General features: G+C 60.1%; 20 protein-coding genes. 7 read left to right on the top strand and 13 right to left on the bottom strand.

Annotated features, from left to right (window positions below):
* Window positions 1-47: 47 nt before the first annotated feature.
* From ABNU55_RS06790 to coxB, 5 genes are all read right to left on the bottom strand, one after another.
* On the bottom strand, window positions 48-596 hold the full coding sequence (locus tag ABNU55_RS06790) for a cytochrome c oxidase assembly protein (RefSeq protein ID WP_290748448.1): 549 nt from the start codon (window positions 594-596) through the stop codon (window positions 48-50).
* A complete protein-coding gene (locus ABNU55_RS06785; RefSeq protein ID WP_290748445.1) occupies window positions 596-757 on the bottom strand; it encodes a hypothetical protein in 162 nt (53 codons plus the stop codon). Before ABNU55_RS06785 ends, ABNU55_RS06790 begins: the two co-directional genes overlap by 1 nt.
* On the bottom strand, window positions 754-1,722 hold the full coding sequence (locus tag ABNU55_RS06780; protein ID WP_290758747.1) for a heme o synthase: 969 nt from the start codon (window positions 1,720-1,722) through the stop codon (window positions 754-756). Before ABNU55_RS06780 ends, ABNU55_RS06785 begins: the two co-directional genes overlap by 4 nt.
* An 87-nt stretch (window positions 1,723-1,809) precedes the next feature.
* Window positions 1,810-3,483 carry a cytochrome c oxidase subunit 1 gene (gene ctaD / locus ABNU55_RS06775; RefSeq protein WP_348764286.1) on the bottom strand — a complete coding sequence of 558 codons (1,674 nt, stop codon included), beginning with the start codon at window positions 3,481-3,483 and terminating at the stop codon, window positions 1,810-1,812.
* A gap of 26 nt (window positions 3,484-3,509) precedes the next feature.
* Complete coding sequence (gene coxB / locus ABNU55_RS06770; protein ID WP_290753627.1) at window positions 3,510-4,460, bottom strand: cytochrome c oxidase subunit II; 951 nt, start codon at window positions 4,458-4,460, stop codon at window positions 3,510-3,512.
* 154 nt (window positions 4,461-4,614) lie between these two features.
* Between coxB and ABNU55_RS06765 the strand changes: the two genes are divergently transcribed.
* Window positions 4,615-5,166, top strand: coding sequence for a tetratricopeptide repeat protein (locus ABNU55_RS06765; protein ID WP_290753630.1), 552 nt, complete (start codon window positions 4,615-4,617; stop codon window positions 5,164-5,166).
* 50 nt (window positions 5,167-5,216) lie between these two features.
* Window positions 5,217-6,620 (top strand): metalloprotease TldD, encoded by a 1,404-nt coding sequence (tldD, locus tag ABNU55_RS06760; protein ID WP_290753633.1) that lies wholly within the window; start codon window positions 5,217-5,219, stop codon window positions 6,618-6,620.
* Between the two features lie 90 nt (window positions 6,621-6,710).
* Here the strand turns inward: tldD and ABNU55_RS06755 are convergent, their stop codons facing one another.
* The 3 genes from ABNU55_RS06755 to ABNU55_RS06745 all read right to left on the bottom strand — a co-directional run bounded on the left by ABNU55_RS06755 (window position 6,711) and on the right by ABNU55_RS06745 (window position 10,813).
* Window positions 6,711-8,486: a peptide MFS transporter gene (locus ABNU55_RS06755; RefSeq protein ID WP_290753635.1), complete on the bottom strand. Its 1,776-nt coding sequence runs from the start codon at window positions 8,484-8,486 to the stop codon at window positions 6,711-6,713.
* Window positions 8,487-8,660: 174 nt separating this feature from the next.
* Window positions 8,661-10,040, bottom strand: a complete 1,380-nt coding sequence (locus tag ABNU55_RS06750) for a glutamate--cysteine ligase (protein ID WP_290753638.1) — start codon at window positions 10,038-10,040, stop codon at window positions 8,661-8,663.
* 11 nt (window positions 10,041-10,051) lie between these two features.
* The gene (locus ABNU55_RS06745) at window positions 10,052-10,813 is read right to left on the bottom strand and encodes a 16S rRNA (uracil(1498)-N(3))-methyltransferase (protein ID WP_290753640.1); all 762 of its coding nucleotides are present in this window, start codon (window positions 10,811-10,813) and stop codon (window positions 10,052-10,054) included.
* 59 nt (window positions 10,814-10,872) lie between these two features.
* Here ABNU55_RS06745 and ABNU55_RS06740 point away from each other — a divergent pair, with 59 nt between their 5' ends.
* The 3 genes from ABNU55_RS06740 (at window position 10,873) to ABNU55_RS06730 (ending at window position 13,979) form a co-directional block, all read left to right on the top strand.
* The gene (locus ABNU55_RS06740; RefSeq protein ID WP_290753642.1) at window positions 10,873-12,237 is read left to right on the top strand and encodes an NAD-dependent succinate-semialdehyde dehydrogenase; all 1,365 of its coding nucleotides are present in this window, start codon (window positions 10,873-10,875) and stop codon (window positions 12,235-12,237) included.
* A gap of 26 nt (window positions 12,238-12,263) precedes the next feature.
* Window positions 12,264-13,238 (top strand): 4-hydroxybenzoate octaprenyltransferase, encoded by a 975-nt coding sequence (locus ABNU55_RS06735; RefSeq protein WP_290753645.1) that lies wholly within the window; start codon window positions 12,264-12,266, stop codon window positions 13,236-13,238.
* Between the two features lie 72 nt (window positions 13,239-13,310).
* Window positions 13,311-13,979: a DsbA family oxidoreductase gene (locus ABNU55_RS06730; RefSeq protein WP_290753647.1), complete on the top strand. Its 669-nt coding sequence runs from the start codon at window positions 13,311-13,313 to the stop codon at window positions 13,977-13,979.
* Here ABNU55_RS06730 and ABNU55_RS06725 read toward each other — a convergent pair.
* From ABNU55_RS06725 to ABNU55_RS06710, 4 genes are all read right to left on the bottom strand, one after another.
* Window positions 13,976-15,736, bottom strand: a complete 1,761-nt coding sequence (locus ABNU55_RS06725) for an ABC transporter ATP-binding protein (RefSeq protein WP_290753649.1) — start codon at window positions 15,734-15,736, stop codon at window positions 13,976-13,978. The genes ABNU55_RS06730 and ABNU55_RS06725 overlap by 4 nt on opposite strands.
* 1 nt (window position 15,737) lies before the next feature.
* The gene (locus ABNU55_RS06720; protein ID WP_290753651.1) at window positions 15,738-16,856 is read right to left on the bottom strand and encodes an inositol monophosphatase family protein; all 1,119 of its coding nucleotides are present in this window, start codon (window positions 16,854-16,856) and stop codon (window positions 15,738-15,740) included.
* The gene (locus ABNU55_RS06715; RefSeq protein WP_290753653.1) at window positions 16,843-18,192 is read right to left on the bottom strand and encodes a TldD/PmbA family protein; all 1,350 of its coding nucleotides are present in this window, start codon (window positions 18,190-18,192) and stop codon (window positions 16,843-16,845) included. Before ABNU55_RS06715 ends, ABNU55_RS06720 begins: the two co-directional genes overlap by 14 nt.
* A 62-nt stretch (window positions 18,193-18,254) precedes the next feature.
* Entirely contained in the window at window positions 18,255-19,721 is a 1,467-nt protein-coding gene (locus ABNU55_RS06710) for a pyridoxal-dependent decarboxylase (RefSeq protein ID WP_290753655.1), read from the bottom strand.
* A gap of 145 nt (window positions 19,722-19,866) precedes the next feature.
* On the opposite strand from ABNU55_RS06710, the gene trmFO reads away from it, so the two are divergent.
* A complete protein-coding gene (gene trmFO, locus ABNU55_RS06705) occupies window positions 19,867-21,279 on the top strand; it encodes a methylenetetrahydrofolate--tRNA-(uracil(54)-C(5))-methyltransferase (FADH(2)-oxidizing) TrmFO (RefSeq protein ID WP_290753658.1) in 1,413 nt (470 codons plus the stop codon).
* Window positions 21,280-21,285: 6 nt separating this feature from the next.
* Complete coding sequence (locus ABNU55_RS06700; RefSeq protein WP_290753661.1) at window positions 21,286-22,266, top strand: NAD(P)-dependent oxidoreductase; 981 nt, start codon at window positions 21,286-21,288, stop codon at window positions 22,264-22,266.
* On the opposite strand, the gene ABNU55_RS06695 is transcribed toward ABNU55_RS06700, so the two are convergent.
* On the bottom strand, window positions 22,263-22,871 hold the full coding sequence (locus ABNU55_RS06695; protein WP_290753663.1) for a glutathione S-transferase family protein: 609 nt from the start codon (window positions 22,869-22,871) through the stop codon (window positions 22,263-22,265). The two genes, ABNU55_RS06700 and ABNU55_RS06695, sit on opposite strands and share 4 nt — an antisense overlap.
* Window positions 22,872-22,967 lie beyond the last annotated feature (96 nt).

Genomic DNA, 22,967 nt, shown 5'->3' with positions numbered 1-22,967 from the left:
GTAATTCTTGCGCCTTTTAGCCCGCAGGCTATCGGAGTCGCAACCATCTAGTTAAGTGCCGCCGATTTAGCCGCACCCTGAAAATTGCCTGTTTCGTAAAACGTGTAGGAGAGCGTGATCGTGCGTACGTCGGCGAGATTTGAATCGCTGTCCATTTCCGGTGAGACAAAATAGACGACCGGAAGCTTCTTCGTCTCGCCAGCCTTTACGATCCGCTCGGAAAAACAGAAGCATTCAAGCTTGTTGTAATAGATGCCCGCCTTGTGCGGCGTCACATTATAGGAGGCCATCAGGCTGACATCGCGATCAGAGGTGTTGGTGACTTCAAAGAAGGCAAGGCCGTGCTCGCCAAGCTTGACGTCCATACCCGTCTGAAGCGGGCGAAACCGGATGGGCGCATCTATGACGTTCGCATCAAACCGTATGTGAACCGACCGGTCGAGCACATCGCTGGGCGCCGCTTCGGCGATCTGCGTCGTGCCGCCAAACCCTGTCACCCGGCAAAATGTGTCGTAAAGCGGCTTCGACGCGAAGGCGAGGCCCAGCATACAAAGCGCCGCAACTGAGAGAATGACCGAGATTTTCAGATTGCTCATTACATACGCTCCGGCACACCGCCGCCAAGCCGCAGCATTGTGGTTACCGCAACCAGCACCACAAAAGTCACGAGCGCCAGAGCGAGCCAGAGATTCCGGCGCTTCTGTGCCCGGCGGGCATCCTCATCGAGTTTTGCAGGTTCGAAACGCTCCTGGTTCATAGGATCCCCGCAAGGTCAAAATGGGCCCCCGCCCCGTGTTCGATCATGAGTGCGGCAAACAGAAGGAAAAGGTACAGGATCGAAAAGGCAAAGAGACGCTTTGCCGCCTTTGCGCTTTCCGGCCGAACGGGAACGGCGCCTGCATCGCTGCGCCAGACATCCACGGCAAGCTTCACGAAAACACCGCCGAGAAGCGTGGCCGTAGCCGCATAGATAACACCGCCCAGTCCGGTAAGGACCGGCGCAAGGGCCAGCGGCGCCAGAAGCAGCGTGTAGATGAGAATCTGGTTGCGGGTGACCTTTGCCCCGTGCGTCACGGGCAGCATCGGCACGTTTGCCTTCTTGTATTCGCCATGGGCCAGCAGGCTGAGCGCCCAGAAGTGCGGCGGGGTCCAGAAGAAGATAATCGCAAAGAGCAGCCATGCGTCGAGCGGCGCATTGCCGGTGACAACGGCCCAGCCAATGACCGGCGGGAAGGCCCCGGCCGCGCCGCCGATCACGATGTTCTGCGGCGTGCGGCGCTTGAGCAGCATGGTGTAGAACCAGCCATAATAAGCAATAGACAGCGCGAGCAGCCCCGCGGCCACTGCATTGGACGCCATCCACATCAGCAGAACCGAGACACCGCTCATGACGAGGCCCATGGCGAGGGCTTCCTCGCGGGGCACTGCTCCAGAGGGGATCGGACGGGTGGATGTGCGCTTCATCACCGCATCGATGTCCGCATCATACCACATATTGATCGCGCCTGCGGCGCCTGAGCCAAGCGCAATGGCCAGCGTGGCAATGGCTGCCATCACCGGATTGATCGCAATTCCCGTTACGCCGTGCGCGCTCACAAGCCCGGCCAGACCCGTGAAGACGACAAGCATCATGATGCGCGGCTTCATGAGCTGCACATAATCACCGGCCGTCGCGTATCGCGGCGTCTCCGGCGTCATATCTGCTGTATCGACATGCGACATTGGATCTGCGTGCTCCATCAAGATGGAAACGGCCCCTCGCGGCGTTGAACGCGAAGGGCCGTCCTGTTTCTGTCGTTCAACGGCCCGTTAGTGGTGGCTCTGCGGCTTCACTTCAGGCAGCTCGTTGAACTGGTGGAATGGCGGCGGCGATGAGAGCGTCCACTCCAGTGTGGTGGCACCCTCGCCCCATGGATTGGCGACACCCTTGCGGCGGCGCACAGCGGCCTCGATCACACCGATAAAGAAGATCGTCGTGGCAACGAGGGTCACCGCATAGCCCATCGACGACCAGAAGTGCCAGGTCGAGAAGGCGTCTGCATAGTCAATATAGCGGCGCGGCATGCCCTGGAGGCCCAGGAAGTGCTGCGGGAAGAACAGAAGGTTCGAGCCCACGAACATCGTCCAGAAGTGCGCATAGCCAATGAACTTGTTGTACTTCACGCCGAACATTTTCTCGAACCAGTAGTACCAGCCGGCAAACAGGCCGAACACGGCGCCAAGCGAGAGCACGTAGTGGAAGTGGGCAACGACGTAATAAGTGTCGTGCAGGACGTGGTCGATACCCGCATTGGCAAGCACCACACCCGTGACACCGCCGACGGTGAACAGGAAGATGAAACCGATGGCCCAGACCATGGGCACGGAGAAATCAATCGAGCCGCCCCACATTGTCGCGATCCACGAGAAAATCTTGATCCCCGTCGGCACCGCGATGACCATCGTGGCAGCAACGAAATAGGCCTTCATGTCGACCGGCATACCGACGGTGTACATGTGGTGGGCCCAGACAATGAAGCCGATCGCGCCGATGGAGACCATTGCATAGGCCATGCCGAGATAGCCAAAGACCGGCTTGTTCGAGAAGGTCGACACAATGTGCGAGATGATACCGAAGGCCGGAAGGATCATAATGTAGACTTCCGGGTGACCGAAGAACCAGAACAGATGCTGGAACATGATCGGGTCGCCGCCCCCGGAGGGGTCAAAGAATTGCGAGCCGAAATTCCGGTCGGTCAGGAGCATGGTCAGCGCGCCTGCCAGAACCGGCAGAGCAAGCAGCAGCAGGACGGCGGTCACCAGCACCGACCAGGCAAACAGCGGCATCTTGTGCAGGGTCATGCCCGGTGCGCGCATGTTCAGGATGGTCACGATGAAGTTGATGGCACCGAGGATCGACGCAATACCGGCCGTGTGAAGGGACAGGATCAGAAGGTCCATGGACGGGCCGGGGTGGCCGGTCGTGCTGGAGAGCGGCGGATAAAGGACCCAGCCGCCACCAAAGCCGAGGAACTGGCCGGTGCCCGGGATCAGCATGGAGATACACGCCATGATGAAAGCGGCAACCGTCAGCCAGAACGAGATATTGTTCATGCGCGGGAACGCCATGTCAGGCGCGCCAATCATCAGCGGGACGAACCAGTTGCCGAAACCGCCAATCAGGGCCGGCATCACCATGAAGAAGATCATGATGAGACCGTGATAGGTGATCACGACATTATAGAAATGCTTGGCATGCTCGATAGCCTGGTCGCCGGAATAGCCGAACCACTCCATGAGGCCTGTAAGCGGGCCGATGCCCGGCTGAGCCAGCTCAAGACGGATGAGGCCAGAAAGCGTGTAGCCGACAATGCCCGCGCAGATCGCGAAGACGAGGTACAGCGTACCGATGTCCTTATGGTTCGTGGACAGGAACCAGCGCACAAAGAAGCCCGGCTTGTGATCGTGGGCGTGGTCGTCGTGGACAGTCGAAACTTGATCCATTGCCATGTCAGAGATCCTCTCGGGTTCTACTCGGCCTGGGCAAGACGCGTTTCCGCGCTCGTCCGGTCGGAATTATTTGCAACTTGGGCGCTATCAATTCCCTCAAAGGCACCTTCGAAGTCACCTTCGCGAAGCGACGTGATCCAGGCGTCATAAGTGTCCTGATCGACAACGCGAATCTCGATCGGCATGAAGGCGTGGTCCTTGCCGCAAAGCTCTGAGCACTGACCGTAATAGGTGCCTTCTTCCTCGACGAGGAACCAGCCCTCATTGAGACGGCCAGGGACGGCGTCGGTCTTGATACCAAAGGCCGGCATCGCGAAGGAGTGAATCACGTCGGACGCTGCGGTCTGATAGCGGATGTAGCGGTTCACAGGCAGCACCAGCGGATAATCGACGGCAAGATTGCGCGGACCGCGCGCGGCGTCGAGATTGTCGCTGGAAAGACCACGTTGAAGCGGGTTGGACACAAACTCCACCGGATAGCCGCCATCATCGAGCTCATCGGGGAAGGAATAGGTCCAGTTCCACTGGTTGCCCTGGGCCTTCACCGCGATCCAGCCCTGCTCGGCTGCATCGGGATAGATGTTTGGATTGTCACCCTCGGCTGCGGCGATGGCTTCCAGATCCGGCTCGTTCTCCTGATAGAACAGGTTCGAGAAGGACGGACCGGCAATCGCAACGAGGATGAGGACAGGAACGACCGTCCAGATGATCTCGATCGGCGTATTGTGGCTGAACTTGCGGGCCACGGGATTGGCGCGCTTGTTATATTTCACGCAGACCACCACCAGCAGTGCCAGCACGAACAACGTGATGATCGTAATAATTACCACCAGATAATTATGAAACCAGTGTAGACGCTCCATGATGCGTGTCGCTGCATCCTGGAGATTTATTCCACCCTGCTCAGGAACGGCAGCGTGAGCAGCTGCGCCAATCGGCAAGATCGAAAGAAGAGCGACGAGAAAACGCACAGCCCGACTCCTTGGTAAAAACTTGTGTGATGCCATAGCTCCGACGACTCCCTGCGTCCACCCGGCCCTTCAGTGAATTCGAATTTGTCGCAGCCGCTTCGCTTTATCTCTCCCTAGCGCTATATTGCGCCCAACAGAAGAGGAGGTGGAAGAAATGTCGCGTGTCCTTCTATGCAGCCTTGCTTGCCTTGTCTGCGGCGCCACAGCCAGTGCGCAGGTCTTTGTCGTTGGCAGCGGTCTGGCACGTGACTGCTTCGACCAGGTCAAGTCCGGAAATTATTCATTCCGCTCAGCGGACGAAACCTGTTCGCGGGCTTTGCGCGAAGAAACGCTGACGCGGGAAAACCGCGCAGCCACTTATGTAAACCGCGGCGTCATCCGCATGCGGGAGGGCGACTATGACAGGGCGCTCGCCGATTATTCAAGCGCCACTGACATCCTGCCCTCGCTGGGGGCTGCCTACCTCAATGAAGGCGCGGCGCATATTTATACACGTAATTTCGATGAGGCGCTTGTCGCCCTAAACCGCGCAATCGAACTGGAAACGAATGACATTTTCGCGGCCTATTACAACCGCGCCATAGCCCGTGAAAACACCGGCGATGTACCGGGGGCGTACTTCGATTTCCAGAAGGCGCTCGAACTGCGTCCCGGATGGGAACTTGCGCAGCGCCAGCTCAGCCGATTCGAGGTTCAGCAGCAGTAAGCGTCCCCTGCCCGCTTGCAGGTCAGTCCGTGAATGTCCATTCTCTCTGAATGCTAGAAACAGACCTTCCTTTCGACCGCGCCGAGGCAACCCGTATCCTTGCCGAAGCCTGCGACGGCGCCGATGATGGCGACATCTATGTCCAGCGCGCCCGCTCTGAAAGCTTCATGTATGATGATGGCCGCCTGAAATCGGCGGCTTTCGATACCTCCCAGGGGTTCGGCCTCAGAGTTGTTGCGGGTGAAGCGAGCGGGAATGCGCATGCCGGTGAGTTGACACTCGATGCTATCCGGCGAGCCGCGACAACCGCCGCCGCCGCCAAGCGTGGCTATTCCGGCTCGCTGGCCGCCGGACCGATCCCGACGAATCGCAAGCTCTATGCGCCCATAGATCCGACCGAAGCCCCCGGCTTTACGGTCAAGACGGGTCTTCTGGCCGAAATCGACGCCTGGGTCCGCGCAAAGGATCCGCGTGTGGTTCAGGTCTCTGTTTCACTCGCCGGCAGTCATCAGGAAATCGACATCCTGCGCCCGGCTGGCGAAACCTTTCATGATGTGCGCCCGCTTGTGCGCCTCAACATTTCCGTGACGCTCGAAAAAGATGGCCGGCGCGAATCGGCCTCTTCGGGTGCCGGTGGCCGCGCCGAGTATGAGGAATGGATCAAGCCGGAACGCTGGCAGGCCATGGCGGAGCGCGCGCTCAGAAAGGCAGAGATCAATCTGGAATCCATCCCTGCCCCGGCTGGTGAGATGGAAGTCGTTCTGGGACCAGGCTGGCCCGCTGTCCTGTTGCACGAAGCGGTTGGCCACGGTCTTGAAGGGGATTTCAACCGCAAGCAGACCAGCGTCTACGCCGGAAAGATCGGCCAGCAGGTCGCCGCAAAGGGCGTCACGATTGTCGATGATGGCACAATTGATGCGCGCCGCGGCTCCCTTTCCTTCGATGATGAAGGCACACCGACGCAGCGTAATGTGCTGATCGAGGACGGTATCCTGAAAGGCTATATGCAGGATCGCCAGAATGCCCGCCTTATGGGCATGGCGCCAACCGGCAATGGCCGGCGGGAAAGCTATGATGCGGGCATCATGCCGCGCATGACCAATACGATGATGCTCGGCGGACAGGATGATCCGGACGAGATCGTCAAATCCATCAAACGTGGTATCTGGGCGGTCGATTTTGGCGGTGGCCAGGTCGATATCACGTCAGGGAATTTCGTCTTCCAGTGCACTGAGGCCTATCTGGTGGAAAACGGCAAGGTCATTGCCCCGGTCAAGAATGCGACGCTGATCGGGCACGGGCCCACTGTGCTCAACAAGGTTTCCATGATCGGCAATGATTTCGGGATGGATGACGGTGTCGGCACCTGCGGCAAGGCCGGTCAGAGCATCCCGGTCGGCGTCGGTCAGCCCACCCTCAAGGTCGACGCGCTGACTGTTGGCGGGGCCGGTTAGCGAAGGGTACACTCCGCCGAAGCTCGAATTAAAAACCCCCGCAAGTTTGCACCTTGCGGGGGTTTTTCAAATCTGGAGAGCGAAACCGGTTTAGCTCTCAGTCCGGTCCATCGACACGCCGGCCGGATCGACTTCGCTGCGCCGTTCCTTTTCATGCGGCCCAAGGCTGCGTTCGGCATGCTTGGTGAGATTGCGCAGCCAGGGGCTTAGAACCAGTAGCAGAACACCCAGACCGACCGCGGCGCCGCCAAGCTGGAGATAGACCGCATTGTAGGCTTCAAGACTGACCTCAGTCGGCGCCCCTTCAGGGACCTGCGTCGCCTGTGCAACCCCGGCGGCAATAACGTTCGCGTAAGAAGATGCCAGGAACCAGTAACCCATCATGAAGCCGACAATCTGCTTTGCCGACAGTTTGGTCACAGCGGACAGCCCCACTGGTGACAGGAAAATCTCCCCGGTCGTATGCAGCAGATACATCAGCATGATGAACAGGACGGAGATGCGAAGCGCCCCGTCCGCATCCGGCACGGCGGTCTGGATACCGAGGTTCAAGACGAAGAACCCTGCGCCGATCTGAATCATGGCCAGACCGAACTTGATGAAGCTATTGGGTTCGATTCCCTTATTGCCAAGCCATGTCCACATGACGGCGATAAGCGGGGCGAAATACATGATGTAGAGCGGATTGGCCGACTGAAGCACAGGTGCCGGGAATGGAGAGCCCATGACCTGATTGTCGACGTGGGCGGCTGCGAAGAGGTTCAGAGACGTCGGCCCCTGATCGAACAGCGCCCAGAACAGAACCGAAGAAACGGTGAGGATAAGCAGGCCGATCATCGCATTTCGTGTGTCGGCTTCCAGCTTGGTCAGCATGTAAACAATGATGCCCAGCGTAACGACCGCGAAGACGCCATGCATGGCGAGCGTCATGATGCTGGCGATCTGGAGCAGGAAGAAAGCGGCGACGGCGAAAGCAAGGCCTGCACCATAGACCAGCCATTCGCGGTTGAGGCCGGCAAAAACCGGAGTCTTCAGGTCCACACCGGCTGGCGGATCGGCACGGCCTTCAAGCCAGCTCTGGCCCCACACGAAAACGATGAGACCGGCCAGCATGCCGACAGCGGCCAGTCCAAACCCGGCCCACCAGCCAAGAGTCGCCGCTGCAAGCGCACAGAAAATACCTGAGAGGAATGAGCCGAGATTGATGCCCATATAATAAAGCGTGAAACCGGAGTCTCGGCGCCGGTCCCCCTGCTCATACAGGGCGCCGACACAGGTGGAGATATTGGGTTTCAAGAACCCGACGCCGGCCACGATGAGTGCGAGGGCAGCAAACAGGATCGTCGTGAAGAACGGGTTGCGGCTTTCCTCAAGCGTACCGACCAGAGTCGTTTCTTCACCATTCTGGACGAAGGTCACTTCGCGCGTGGTGGAGCCTTCCTCCGGCTGAACAAATCCGTCGACCGCTATCTCTTCACCGTCGATCACGATGAAGCGCTCGCGCGCTTCACTGTATTCAGGCCGCTCAAGCTCATAGACGGTGCCATCGACATTCAGGGTCTCTTCGGCGGAAGGACCATGAAGTCCCATAAGGCCGTGGCCGGCAACAAGCATGAGCGCCCCGAATGTCACCGCCTTGCGGAAGCCGATATATTTATCCGCGAGCCAGCCGCCGAGAAGTGGCCCGAGATACACAAGCGCCACATAGGCCCCATAAAGAGTGAGCGAGAAGCTGCTCTCGAACAGGAAATGCCAGGTCAGGTAAAAGATGAGGAGCGCGCGCATCCCGTAATAGGAAAACCGCTCCCACATCTCTGCGAAAAAGAGAATGTAGAGGCCTTTGGGATGTTTCCTGAGCTGCCACATGGTGAATCCAAGCGGCGGGACTGCCAATAGCGACAAGAACACAGAAAACATAAGCTGGATCCCTCAACCTCTGAACGCGCGCTTCCACGCTTTTAAGCGCTCAGTTTGACCACGCAGTTTCGCGTGGCTCAAGCAAAGATTTGCCATTTCTGCAGGGATTGGCGCAAATGCAGCCTAATAGGCCAATGCCTCAAAGGCGGGTTCAACCCGCCGATTCCACTTGCCGTAATAAAGCTCCAGCAGCCGGTCCGCTGGTGTCAGGCCGCTTTCGGCGATCTCGTCCAGTTCGCCAATGAAACCGGTCTCATCGTCGCCCGCACTGTTGTAGCGGGCACGCGCCTTAAGACCGTTGCGGCTGATCATCAGGACGTCCTTGGCCAGATCCTGCAGGGTGCGCCCGCCAGGAATCGGCGTTCTGAGACCAAGGACGCGGACAGACTGGCGGATCGATTCGCGTTCGGCCGCGGTCCAGTCCTTCACCAGCTCCCAGGCAGCATCGAGCGCGGCCTGATCGTAGAGAAGCCCCGTCCAGAAACCCGAGAAAGCACAAAGACGGCTCCACGGGCCTGAATCAGAACCCCGCATCTCCAGAAAACGCTTCAGGCGCACTTCCGGAAAGATTGTCGACAGATGGTCGACGAAATCATCCATGGCCGGCTTTTCACCAGGCAGAAGCGCCAGCTTTCCATCCATGAAGTCGCGGAAACTCAGGCCGGACGCATCAAGATACTTTCCGCCGCGGCGGACAAAATACATAGGTACATCAAGCGCATAGTCGAGATATCTCTCAAAACCTGCGCCATCCTCAAACATGAAGGGCAGCATGCCGGAGCGGTCCGGGTCGGTATCTGTCCAGATATGCGAGCGATAGGAGAGGAAGCCATTGGTACGCCCCTCGGTGAAGGGCGAATTGGCGAAGAGCGCGGTGCCGAGAGGCTGCAGCGCCAGAGAGACCCTGAATTTCTTCACCATGTCGGCTTCTGAAGAGAAATCGAGGTTCACCTGTACGGTACAGGTGCGGAACATCATTTCCCGGCCCAGCCTGCCAACCTTCAGCATATAGTCACGCATGATGGCGTAGCGGCCCTTGGGCATCATCGGCGTCTCGTCCATCGACCAGAGCGGCGAGGACCCCATGCCCAGAAAGCCTATGCCTAGCGGATCAGCAATCTCGCGCACCTCTTTGAGGTGATCGCCGACCTCATTACAGGTCTGGTGAATATGGTCGAGCGGAGCGCCCGAAAGCTCGAACTGGCCGCCTGGCTCCAGACTGACACTCGCACCGTCCTTCTTCAGACCGATGAGCAGGCCGGATTCCTCGATCGGTTCCCAGCCGAACTTCTCGGACAGGCCTTCCAGCATGGCCCGGATGGACACCTCTCCGTCATAGGGAAGCGGGCGCAATCCGTCCCTGATGAAGCCGAATTTTTCATGTTCCGTGCCGATCTTCCAATCGGTACGCGGCGTACAGCCCTGCTCCATCCACTCCACGAGCTCATTTCTGGACTCGATACGCGGGGCGCTCTCGTCAATGTCGGACGTCGGTGTCGTCATGGAAGGCCCCTTTAGCCGTTTCCGGTCTCAGGCAGATAGGGATGTTCCTGCCAGTCGCCAACACCGGATTGCCAAAGTGTGAGCGCAGCAACAACAGCTGTTTCAGCACGCAGGATACGTGGGCCTAGCGTAACGGGCTGAATATTCGGGTGTTTCCGGATCCAGTCGCGCTCCTTCGGAGAAAAGCCTCCCTCCGGCCCGATGAGGAGGCCTGCTGCCCCGCCCCGCGCCTCCTCTAGAACGTTCCGCATCGGCCGCGCATCGCCCGCCTCATCGCAATAATAGAGAGGCTGGCCATCCGGCCATGCCTCGAGTGCGGCCTGAAGGGTTATATCATCGAAAACCTCAGGCACATCCATACGCTCGGTCTGCTCGGCCGCCTCGATGACGACCGACTGCAGCCGGTCACGGCGCACGCGGCTCGACTGGGTGCGCTCTGTCATGACGGGCTGGATCCGGCGCACCCCTAATTCGCATGCCTTTTCCACGACGAAGTCGGTACGTGCCTTTTTCAGGGGCGCAAAGAAAAGCGTGAGGTCGGGCGTCTCCACTTGGGGGCGCGTTTGCCGCTCAGGCACAATTGAGGCACGTTTCCCGCTCTCGGGTCGAAGACGTGAAAGCCACTCTCCGTCGCGCCCATTGAAAACGCGTACTTCGTCGCCTTCCGACAGGCGCATCACCCGCAGAAGGTAATTGGCCTGATTGTCGCTCACTGGCGTTGCAGCGCCTGCGGCAAGGTCAGCATCAATGAAAAGGCGTGGCACGGAACTCATGGCGCCCATATAGGCTTCTGTTGTCAGAGAGTTAAGCCATAAACCAGCGAGGCCTGCCCATGAGTGTCAGCTCGATCAATCCCGCCAATGAAGAAGTCATCGAGACCTTCACCCCACACACAGAGGTTGAGGTCGATGCCGCCCTTGCCAAAGCGGAGGAGCATTATTCAAACTGGCGCCTCACCACTTTCGATGAGCGCGCAAAGCTCATGAACAAGGCGGCCGAGGTGCTGGAATCCCATGTCGATGACTGGGGGCCAGCCATGAGCCGGGAAATGGGCAAGCCGCTGGCACAGGCGCAGGGCGAGCTTAAAAAGTGCGCCTGGGTCTGCCGGCACTATGCCGAAAATGCCGAAACCTATCTGAAAGACGAGCCGATCAAGACCGATGCAAGCAAGGCATTTGTGCGGCACCTGCCGATTGGGCCGGTGCTCGCCGTGATGCCCTGGAACTTCCCTTATTGGCAGGTCTTCCGCTTTGCCGCACCGGCGCTAATGGCTGGGAATGTCGGACTGCTTAAGCACGCCTCCAATGTCTGGCGCAGCGCGCTAAATATCGAAGACGTCTTCAAGGAAGCGGGTTTTCCCGAGGGCTGTTTCCAGACTCTGCTTATCGGCTCAGACAAGGTGGAGAAAGTGGTGCGCGACCGGCGTGTGCGCGCCGCAACGCTTACCGGCTCTGGGCCGGCTGGCGCCTCGGTCGCCAGTATTGCAGGCGACGAGATCAAGCCGACCGTACTGGAACTTGGCGGGACGGACGCGTTCATCGTCATGCCCTCTGCCGATCTCGATGCGGCGGTCGATACCGCCATCGATGCGAGGACGCAAAACAACGGACAATCCTGCATCGCGGCGAAACGCTTCTTCGTCCATGGCGATATCTATGACGAATTCCGGGATAAATTCGTTGAAGGCATGAAGGCGCTGAAAGTCGGCGACCCGCTTGCGGATGGAACGAATATCGGCCCACTGGCGATGAAGTCGATCCGGGATGACCTTGCCGAACAGGTGGACAAATCTGTCGCGGCAGGTGCGAGAGCGCTTCTGGATCAACCCGATCTGCCCGAAAAGGGATGGTGGTACGCGCCCCAGATACTGGAAGAAGCGCCTGAAAACGCCCCCGCAGCCAAGGATGAAATGTTCGGCCCTGTGGCCTCCCTCTGGAAGGTCACGAGCCTCACCCAGGCCATCGAGCGGGCAAATGACAGCCCCTTCGGTCTTGGCTCCTCTGTCTGTACGACCGACAAGGGCGAGATGGAGCAGGCGATTCGCGATCTTGATGCAGGATCGACCTTCATCAATTCGAAGGTCGCCAGTGATCCGCGCCTGCCCTTTGGCGGTGTGAAAGCTTCCGGCTATGGCCGGGAACTCTCCAGCGACGGCATCCGCGCCTTCATCAATCGCAAGACTGTGTCTATCGCCTGAGGCGCGATTGCGGTTATACCGGCCTCATGAACGAGACGAAGACGCCTGATTCCGAGCCGCCAAACCCAGATACCGCAGCGGATGCCGAGCCCAGCTCGCGCGCGCCGGCAGACAGCGCCCTGCCCGTCTGGCTGACAACTCTGCCGGAAACGCTTCGGCCGTACGCCGCGCTTGCCCGGCTTGACCGGCCCATTGGCACATGGCTCGTCATGCTGCCGGCGTTCGCATCGCTGGCCTATACGCGCATAGAGACCGGCTTCTTCTGGATCGACATCTGGTGGGATGTGCTGATCGCAATCGGTGCCATAACCATGCGCGGGGCTGCCTGCACATGGAATGACATCCAGGACCGCGATTTCGATGCCTCTGTCGCACGGACTGCCAGGCGTCCCCTGCCCGCCGGTGATGTTACCGTCCGGCAGGCCTATATCTTCCTCGCACTCCAGATTTTCGTTGCGTTCATTGCCTGGCTCTGCATCCCGCTGGACGCCAAGATCGTCGCGCTCCTCGCCCTGCCGCTGATCGGCGCTTATCCTTTCATGAAGCGGGTGACCTGGTGGCCCCAGGTCTGGCTTGGATTCACAATCAACTGGGGCGTCCTGGTCGCCGCCGCGATGGCTACACATGTCTCGCTCGGCACGGTCATCCTGTATCTCGGCTTCGCAGCCTGGACGGTGGGGTATGACACGATCTACGCCATGCAGGACCGTGAGGATGATGCACTGATCGGCGTGAAGTCGAGCGCGCGCCTGCTCGGTGAGCAGACCATCCTGGGCGCCTTCTGCTTCTATCTTGCTGCCACCGCCTTTTTTGGCGGCGCCGTGGCTGCGAATGGCGCGACTCGCCTCGGCGCGCTGACCGTGATTGCCTTCATGGGCCACGCAGTCTGGCAGGTCTACAAGATGAACCAGGACGACGAGAACGCCCTGATGGTGTTCAAGTCCAATGCCTGGGCAGCGTTGATCCTCGTCCTCGGTTTCACGGTGACGGCGATCATCTGACGGTTCCAATCAAGTAATTGAGAGCCCATAGTAGAGAGATACGCCAGTAAGCCGCCCGACGGAGCAAATGTCATGACACGTCTAACCATCGAAATGGTCTCCGATCTTGTCTGCCCGTGGTGCTGGCTTGGGCTCCGGCGTATCCAGAAAGCGATTGACCTTGCCGAAGGCATTGAGGTGGACCTGCTCTTCCGGCCCTTCGAGCTTGATCCCACCATCCCGCAGGGCGGCGTCAATTACCGCGATTACATGGCACAGAAATTTGGCCCCGAAACCGAAGAAAATCGCTGGGCCACGATGCGCGAGGCGCTGATTGAGTTCGGTAAGGAAGAAGACATTCCCTTCAATTTCGGTGACCTGCGCCACCGCCCGAACAGTTTCGATGCACACAGGCTGGTGCGCTGGGCCCAGGGGCAAGGCAAGGGCGCCGAGGCCAAGGAAGCGCTATTCTCGGCATATTTCGAACATGCCCGCGATATCGGCGACTATAGTGTGCTGGCTGATATCGGAGAGGACATAGGTCTGGACCGCTCCATCGTGGAAAAACTGCTGGATTCCGGCGCCGACGCAGAGGCCGTCCGCGAGGAAGAGAACACGTTCCGCGAAATGGGGATTGGCGGTGTACCGACCTATATCGCCATGCGCCGCATCGCGGTTCAGGGCGCGGAGAGTTCCGAAAAGCTCGCCAAATTCCTCGTGGCGTCCGCCAAACAGATGCCGCAGCAGCGCAGCTATGGCTAGCTGAGCTGCAGCTCGACAAGCTGTTTGTAGAGCCCGCCAAGCCGGATCAGTTCCTGATGCGTGCCCTCTTCGGCAACCTGGCCATCATCCAGCACGATGATTCTGTCGGCAGAGCGCACGGTGGAAAGCCGGTGGGCGATGACCAGCGTGGTGCGATCCTTCGCATACTCACTCAGAGCCGACTGTACCTTGGCTTCGCTCTCGGCATCGAGCGCTGAGGTCGCCTCGTCGAGCAAGAGGATCGGTGCCTGGCGGATGATGGCGCGGGCGAGCGCAATGCGTTGGCGCTGGCCACCGGACAGATTGCGTCCCATCTCTCCGCAGGGGGCTTCATAGCCGCCCGGAAGGCCCAGGATGAATTCATGCGCATTCGCCGCGCGCGCAGCCTCCTTGATCTCCTCACGACGCGCCCCGATCCGCCCGAGGGCGATATTGGCCGCCACCGTATCGTCGAAGAGCAGGGCTTCCTGCGCCACTAGCGCAGTCGACCGGCGAAGGCTGGCTTCGGTATAGGAGCGCACATCATTTCCATCGATCAGGACCGTTCCGGAAACCGGATCATAAAGCCTCAACAACATGTTGAATATCGTAGACTTTCCGGCCCCGGACGGCCCAACGAGAGCGACCGTCTCTCCCGGATTTGCCGAGAAGGACAGCCCCTTCAACGCTTGCGAGCCATCGGGATAGGCAAAGTGCACATCGCGAAACTCAATACTGCCGCGCGCGCTCTCGAGGTCGCGCGCATCCGGCCGGTCCTGAATCTGTGGTTTTGCGTCGGTGATCTCGAAAACACGGTCCGCTGCCGCGCCGCCTTCCTGCGCGACAGCATTCAGAGTCCCGAGTGCCCTAACCTCAGGCGCGGCCACCGCAACGGCCCCGATAACGCCTACAAAGTTGCCGAGCGAGGTGTCGCCGTCCGCGATACGCCAGGCCGTAAGCGCGAGAATACCAACCAGCGCAAGACCGCCAGTGATCTCCAGTATCGGGTCTACCGCAGCCCGATCCGTCAGCACTTTGAGGAAAAGGCGGGACCGCTCTACGAAGCCGCGCTTTGCGCGCGCTTTCTGATAGTCCTCAAGGCCATAGGCCTTCACGACCCGTGCAGACTGGAAACTCTCCGAGAGGAGCGAGGCCACTTCCCCAATCTGACGCTGGGCTTGTTTGGAACGCCGGCGTACCCGGTTCCCCAGCCCGATGACCGGCCCGAAAGCGATCGGATAGACAAGCAACAGGACAAGGGTCAGCTTCCAGTCCATGATGAACATGGTGACCAGCACGCCGAATACCGTCAGTACGCCCTTGGTCAGGTTGTTTGCAAGCCTCAGTCCGGCATCGCGAAGCGCGTTCACATCATTGATGAAGCGAGACACGAATCCGCCGGATCGGTCACCGGACAGGCGGGCAAAATCCCCATCCGTCAGCGCGTCGAACTGATCGGTCTGGATATCGATAATGGCCCGCTGGACGCCGGTGTTGTTGGCCAGCGTCATACCGTAGAGTGATAGAGAGCGCACCGCCGCAGCAAAGCCGATTATCCCGATCAGCCACCACAGCGACGAGGGAACGGCCACCGAATCCGGTCCGGCAAGCTGCTCCAGGCCCTCGACAACGAGCTTGAGGAGGTAGCCATAGGACGCAGCGGCTGCGGAGGTCACAGCAGCGCAGGCCGTGCCTATGGCAAACCATCTCCAGTGCGGCTTGAACCGTTCGGTTGTCAGCCGGAAAAGGCTGCGGCTGCGTTCTGGCTCGCCTGCCATATCAGACGTGATGATGCGACCCGGTCTCAGGATCGAGCAGACGGTGCGCATGCAGGATGAAATAGCGCATCTCTGCATTGTCTACTGTGCGCTGAGCGGCATTCTTCCAGGCGTCATAAGCCGCCTTGTAGCTCGGAAAGGCGCCGACAAAGTCGATCTTGGAAAGGTCCTCGAACTCAATGCCGCGCACATCTTTCAACTCACCGCCAATGACGAGGTGAAGTAGCTGCTTGGTGTCCGGCGTGTCAGCCATCTTGGTCTGCTCCGTTGCGTTCGTCTTTTCGTATGGCCTGACTGTCCAGTTCGGGTCGGGCAGCCTGACGTCTTTGACGCGCTCCACTAACAGAGGATGCAGACGCTTTCCAGCCGCAATGAGACTGCGCTGGGCAGGTTCACTGCGATTGAAGACGAAGCTTTCGCCAAGATGTGTGGAGGCTGAGCCGCCCGCTTCCTCAACGATGATTGCCCCCGCGGCAAGATCCCAGTCCGATTTGCGCCAGAGCGCCAGGGTTGCATCCCACTGCCCGGTCGCCACCCAGCACATACGCAGCAGCGTCGCATTCGGTTTGGGACGCGCGAGCTCCATCTGCGGCCATGGCACGCTCCAGGCCGGATGAGTAAGCATGGATTCCGAGGCGATCATTCGGCAACCGGTTTCCTCGTCCTGGCTGCTGGTGAACAGACGTCTTCCATTAAGCCAAGCCCCCTTGCCAAGTTCAGCCCAGTACGTCTCGTCAAGCGCGGGCGCATGGACCACACCAATAACTGCACGGTTTCCAGTGACGAGTGCGCCGGCAATCGCCCAGTATGGTTCCCCGCCCATAAAGGCTCGCGTGCCGTCTATGGGGTCCACGCACCAGACGGTTTCATTCAGATGCGTGTCACGTGCGAGCGCGGTCTCTTCCGACAGCCACCCATAGTCCGGGCGCGCCCGTGTCAGCCGTTCTTTAAGGATGCGATTGGCTTCGAGATCGGCGCTCGTCACAGGATGGCCGGGAGACTTCTCCCACGACCGGGTATCGCCCCGCTCATATCTTGCCAGTGCCATACGGCCAGCCTCGACCACCGCTTCGTGCAGAAGCTTCAGATCGTCGCTGAAAGCCGCATCAGTTTCCTGCAATCGACATATCCTCCACCAGGAGACTCGGCGAATTCATGCGGCCCCGAAACTCGAGATCGGACGCTGGAATGAGCCGGCCGAAGATCGACGGCAGATCACCGGCAATGGTGACCTCTGAAACCGGGTACTGGATTTCGCCATTCTCGAACCAGAAACCGGCCACCCCGACCGAATAGTCGCCCGTATTAGGATTGATGGAGGGCCCGAACATATCTGTGACCAGAAGTCCTTTCCCCGCGCCCTGCATCAGTTCATCCGGTGATTTTGCCCCGGCCTCGATATGCGTGTTCGAGGTCCCCACGCCCGGCGGGTGACCAAAACCGCCGCTCGCAAAACCGTTCGGCTCCAGTCCGAGCTGGCGGGCCGATGACGTGTTCAGCAGCCAGCGTGTCAGCACACCGTCCTCAACCAGCGCCTTGCGGGCGACGGGCAGACCTTCACCGTCATGATTGCGGCAGCCAAGCGCCCGCTCAAGGAAGGGGTCGTCTATGATATTCACACCACCTGCGAAGACCTGACTGCCCATCCGGTCTTTCAGGAAGCTCACACCGCGCGCCACCGACGGGCCGGATATCGCCGACAGGAGCGCCCCAATCAGGCTGGATGCGACCCGCTTGTCATAGATGACGGCGGCCTTCTGCGTCTTCACCTTGCGTGGGCCAAGCCGCGCGACGGCGCGCTCACCAGCCGTACGTCCGATCTCCGCCGGAGATGGCCGGTGGGCCATCTTGCGCACGTTCCAGCTGTCATAATCGCGCTCCATCGCATCGTCGCGCATGGCGACGGCGGCGAGGCCCAGCCCAGTGGAGCCGCCGGAGAGATAGGAGGTGAAGCCATTGCTGGCCGCGACCCATCGTTCCATCCGGCTCCAGCCATTGCCGCAACCGGCAACCGTCTTCACCCCTTCAACCGCAAGCGCCGCCGCCTCGGCCTCGATGGCATCTGCTTCAAGCCTGGCAAGTTCGATCTCGCCATCGCCGGCGAGGTCGAGTTCGGGTGGGTTGGTCTCAAGCAACTCAGCGTCCGGCAGGCCGGCGAACTTGTCCTCCGGCACGGCCTTCGCCATCGCTACGCACCGCTCTGCCATGGCAGACAGCGCCTCGTCCGAAAGATCCGAGCCAGACACATGGGCCTGACGCTTACCGAACAAGGCGCGCAGGGACACACCTTGCGCCTCACTGCGCTCGACATTTTCGAGCTTGCCATCGCGCACATCCACGCTGACCCCGTCAGAAACGGCGAGCGAACAGTCGACCGCGGTCGCCCCTTCAGAGAGGCAACGGTCGATCAGCTTGGCGAGAATGTCCTGGGGCGGTGTCTTGAAACTGGAAGTCATGGAAGTGGAGGTAACCCTCTCCTGCGAAAGCGGCAACGGGCGCGCCGAGGCTTTTGCATACGCTAGGCCTGCTGAACGGCCTCGATGGCGCCGGGGGCCAGCGCACGGACGGCATCGAGGAGCACATGAAGATCGCTCTCGCGGGTCCGGTGGTTCGTCATGTTGACGCGAATGGCGAGCTTTCCGTGGATGCGCGTCGTGGAAGGGGCGGCAATCCCCGACTCGTGCAGCCGCGTGACGATCTCCTCATTGAGTGCATTGAGGTTAATCGGCTCCCCACCCGCAGGAACATAGCGCAGACAGCAAATGCAGGTCTCAACCGGAGACAACCGCTCCAGATCCTCCGAACCGTCTACCAGCCCGGCAAGCGTATCGGCCAGCTGGCAATTCATGCCGATGGCTTGACCCAGACGGCTCGGGCCGAATTCCGTGATGTGCGCCCACACCTTCAGGGCCCTGAAGCCCCGCGACAGTTCCGGTCCATACTCGACCGGCCACGGATCCCCCGCGGCGAGCCCTCTGATCGTCCCTTTCAGATAATCCGGCCGCGAAGAGAAACTGCGCCGGTGCAGCTCGCCATCGCGCACCAGGACAAAGCCCGCATCATAATTGACGTGCAGCCATTTATGGAAATCAAAGGCAAGCGAATTGGCCCGCTCAATACCGGAGAGCTTATCGCGCAGCCGCTCGCTTAGCTGCCCGGATGCCGCAAACGCGCCGTCCACATGAAACCAGAGGCGCTCATCCGAAGCGATGGCAGCCAGCTTCTGAAGCGGATCGATCGCGCCCGTATTGACGGTACCAGCCGTTCCAATAATGGCAAATGGGCGCAGACCGGCCTCACGATCAGCCTTTATCGCCTCTTCCAGCGCACCGGTGTCCATCCTGAAACCGGCATCGACAGGGATTCGCCGCAAGGCATCGGAACCAAGGCCGAGAATATCGAAAGCGCGTGCATTACAGGCATGAGCCTCGGCAGAGGTGTAGGCGACGAGTCTGGATTGATCGACGCCCTGCTCTCTTGAGCGAAAATCGAGGGCCGCGTCGCGCGCCACCTTCATGGCAACGACGGTCGCCATGGACGTGCCCGACATGACCAGCCCGCTCGCGCCTTCTGGAAAGGCGAACACCTCCCGGATCCATTCGACAAGCGCGCGCTCTACCCGCAACCCGACATGATTGCGCCCCCCGCAATTGGCGTTGATTGCCGCCTCCGTCATCGCGGGGAGAAGACCGAAGGGTGTGCCGCTACCATGCACCCAGCCGAAAAAGCGCGGATGAGTATTACCAACGCCATAGGGCAATAGCTCCGCCAGCGCCTTATCCACGCCTTCCGCAGACAGCGGCGCCATAGCCAGTGCCTTTACCAGACCTGCCTCGACCTCTTCAGGTACAGGCGTCCAGACGCGTCCACTCGCGGCCTGCTCCATCTTGTCGATCGCGCGGTCCAGCGTCTCATGCGCCCGTCTGCGAAAAGCGGCCCAGTCCTCAGGGTCCAGATAACCTTTGGCCTTGTCGCTGTCAGTCAATTGTCGCCACCTTGTCTATTGCATTCGCCAGACCGTCTGGCGCCTATTGCCTGTCATGGCAATTGCGCGAATGCGTGACCCCACGTCCAGCCAGCCTGCCCGCGTCAGCTTGACCTAACGGCCGCAAACCCGCACATCGCGGGGCATGACAATCGAACCGATCCACATCATTGGCGGCGGCATGGCAGGCTCCGAAGCAGCCTGGCAGGCTGCAAATATGGGCGTGCCCGTCATCCTGCACGAAATGCGCGGCGTCCGTGGCACCGAAGCCCACCAGACCGACAAGTTGGCAGAGCTCGTCTGCTCGAACTCTTTCCGTTCGGATGACCACACCTCCAATGCCGTCGGGGTGTTGCATGAGGAAATGCGCCGGGCGAATGGCCTGATCATCACCAAAGGGGGCCAACATTCGGTGCCGGCAGGCAGCGCGCTGGCTGTGGACCGTGAAGGTTTCTCCGAAGACGTCACGGCCACGCTTGAAGCCCACCCGAACATCACCATCGTGCGTGAGGCGATTGACGACTTCCCGCCAGAAGACTGGGACAGCGTCATCATCGCAACCGGCCCGCTGACCTCGATCAAGCTCGCAGAAGCCATCCGCGGACATACGGGGGAAGAGGATCTCGCCTTCTTCGACGCCATCGCCCCCATCGTCTACTTCGACAGCATCGACATGGACAAGGCCTGGCGCCAAAGCCGCTATGACAAGCCCGGCCCCCACGGCGAAAAGGCGGCCTACATCAACTGCGCCATGGATGAGGAGCAATACAACGCCTTCATCGATGCGCTGATCGCCGGTGAAAAGACAGAATTCAAGGACTGGGAAAAGGACACGCCCTATTTCGAAGGCTGCCTGCCCATAGAGGTGATGGCCGAGCGTGGCCGAGAAACCCTGCGCTTCGGCCCCATGAAGCCCGTCGGCCTAACCAATCCGCACGACCCCGACATCAAATCCTACGCGGTTGTGCAGCTTCGCCAGGACAATGCGCTCGGCACGCTGTGGAACATGGTCGGCTTCCAGACCAAGCTGAAATATGGCGCTCAGGCCGACATCTTCCGCATGATCCCCGGGCTGGAGAATGCGCAGTTCGCCCGTCTTGGCGGGATCCACCGCAATACCTTCCTGAATTCACCGAAGCTGCTCGACAGCCAGCTGCGCATGAAGTCCATGCCGCGCCTTCGCTTCGCCGGTCAGGTGACAGGCGTGGAGGGCTATGTGGAAAGCGCTGCGATGGGTCTGCTAGCTGGCCGGTTCGCGGCTGCGGAACGTCTTGGGCGTGAGCTCGCGCCGCCACCGCCGACCACGGCGCTCGGCGCACTGGTCGGACACATCACGGGCGGCCACCTTGAAGGCAAGCAGAGCTTCCAGCCGATGAACATCAATTTCGGTCTTTTCCCCGATCCCGACCCGGAGACGATTCCGAAGAAGGACGAGGAAGGCAAACGCCTGCGTGGCAAGGCCAAAGGCCGGGCAAAAAAGGGCGTACAGGCCGCGCGCGCTTTGAACGATATTGATGCCTGGCTCGATGGCCAGCGCGAGGCGGTCGCTGCGGAATAGACGGTCATGCGTGTCCTGCTCACCGGTTCCACAGGCTGGCTCGGCCGCCACCTAGCCCCAATGCTCTCAAGAGCGGGACATGCAGTCACGGGCCTCGACGTCGCGCCGGGTCAATACACGCAGGAAATTGGCACAATTGCCGACCGCGCCTTCGTCGATGATGTGGTTTCCCGCCGTGGCATCGAGGCGATCATTCATGGCGGCGGCCTACACAAGCCGGACATAGCCCGCTTTCCAAGACAAGCCTTCATCGACGTAAACATGAGGGGCACGCTGAACCTTCTGGAGGCGGCGGTGGCGGCCGGTCACGACCGGTTGATCTTCACCTCCACTACGTCACTGATGATCTCCAAGGCGATCCGGGCAGAGGAAGGCGATCAGGCGGTCTGGCTGGACGAAGAGCATTCTGCGCTTGCGCCGCGTAACATTTACGGGGTCACGAAACTTGCCGCTGAAAATCTCTGCCGCGAGGTGCATCAGGAAACCGGCCTCGCCTGCCTTGTCCTTCGAACTTCCCGCTTCTTTCCCGAAGACGATGACACGCTCACAGATCCACAGCCTGAGAATCTCAAGGCGAACGAATTCCTGAACCGCCGGCTGACCGTCGAGGATGCGGCGCGGGCGCATATCGCTGCGCTGGACAAGGCACCCGCGCTCGGCTTTGGCATCTATCTGGTCTCGGCGCCGCCGCCGTTTAAGCGGGAAGACTGCGTCGCCCTAAAGCAGGACGCCGCAGGCGTGATTATGCGCTATTTCCCGGACGCCGCCGACCTCTATGCAAGGCGCGGCTGGACGCTTCCCACCTCCATCAGCCGGGTCTATGATTCCTCGGCTTTCGAGCGCGACCTCGGCTTCAGGTTCCAGACAGACTTCAACGCTATTCTATCGGCATTACGATCGGGCGAGGAATTGCCCTTTGCGCATGATGCAGGCTACCCCTCGCCAAGCGTCGAGGGTGCGAATCTGATCTGGCCGGGGCAAGCCTAGCCAATCGCTGCCTTCGCGCGCTCCCGCCACTTGCCGATATTCTCGAACTCTTCGTGCGGCTTCCATTTCATGACGCCGGCAAAGCCGGTGAAGCAGTAGAGTGTGATGTCGGCGATGGAGAAGCGGCCGGCAGCAAGGAAGTCATTCTCGGCGAGGTGCGCGTCGATGCGTTTCGCCATGGCGCGTGCGCCTTTTTCCGCTTTGGCACCGGCTTCGGGCAATTGCGGAACTTCCAACGGCGCCATGGCAGGGTGGGTGTTGCGGAACCAGGTCGCGAACTGGATGAACAGCATCAATTCCACCCGCCGGTCCCACATCTCGATCAGCGCTTTCTCTTTCGGGTCGGCGCCCATCAAATTCGGCTCCGGAAAGATCCCTTCGAAATAGGTACAGATGGCGCGGCTCTCGGTGAGGGTCGTACCGTCATCGAGAACCAGCGAGGGGACTTGCGCAAAGGGTGAGACCTTCCGGTAATCCTCCGTCTTGTGCTCCTGCTTCATGATCGAGATTTCCTCGACCTCCACCTCGCCAAGCTTGCCCTTGGCTTTCAGGAAATTGGTGACGCGCTCCGGATTCGGGGCCTGTGGGCTGTGATAGAGCTTCATGGCATGTCCTCCTCATTTTGCGGGAAGGTGTAGCGCGGACGGCATCCTGATTGAAAGACTTTCCGCCGGGGTGCCTGCCGCTTCATCCATCAATGG

It is taken from the genome of uncultured Henriciella sp., assembly GCF_964005855.1.
GTDB lineage: Bacteria > Pseudomonadota > Alphaproteobacteria > Caulobacterales > Hyphomonadaceae > Henriciella.
The sequence above is the reverse complement of the archived record's forward strand: the minus strand, read 5'-3'. Positions and strand labels throughout refer to the sequence as shown.